Origin of the sequence: Flavobacterium panici, assembly GCF_903819335.1 — a bacterium.
GTDB lineage: Bacteria > Bacteroidota > Bacteroidia > Flavobacteriales > Flavobacteriaceae > Flavobacterium > Flavobacterium panici.
The window spans coordinates 1-455 of record NZ_CAIJDE010000073.1; the positions used below are offsets into that span (position 1 = coordinate 1).

A 455-nucleotide genomic window follows, 5' to 3' on the forward strand; every position below is an offset into this window, starting at 1 on the left:
TTTTTATTATTCGTATTGCTACTATAACAAAAAACGCTTTCTACTTTCTTATTATTTTCTTATCTCAATATGTCAATGAACTTTTATTATCTATCTTTATAGACAATCAGTGGAGAATAACGGAGTCGAACCGTTGACCTCCTGCGTGCAAGGCAGGCGCTCTAGCCAGCTGAGCTAATCCCCCGTTTCAATTTTAGATTGTTGAATTCCTAACGGCTGTCGAGCTTCGCTCTCTAGTCAGATTTTAGATTTCTAATTCTTCTCTAATTTCTTTTGGTGAATCCCAGCATCCAGAATTTCCTTTTTTTTTAAGTTTAACTTTAAATCTAAAATCTATAATCTTAAATCTAAATTTTAGTAGTCCCGGGCAGACTCGAACTGCCGACCCCTACATTATCAGTGTAGTACTCTAACCAGCTGAGCTACGAGACTCTGTTTTACTTAAAAATTTATTA

Annotated in this window: 2 tRNA genes; both read right to left on the bottom strand. The window is 35.4% G+C overall.

Features of this window, described 5'->3' with window-relative positions:
• Positions 1 to 110: 110 nt before the first annotated feature.
• Positions 111 to 184, bottom strand: a tRNA-Ala gene (locus tag FLAPXU55_RS23985).
• Positions 185 to 358: 174 nt separating this feature from the next.
• Positions 359 to 432: transfer RNA gene (locus FLAPXU55_RS23990), tRNA-Ile, on the bottom strand.
• Positions 433 to 455 lie beyond the last annotated feature (23 nt).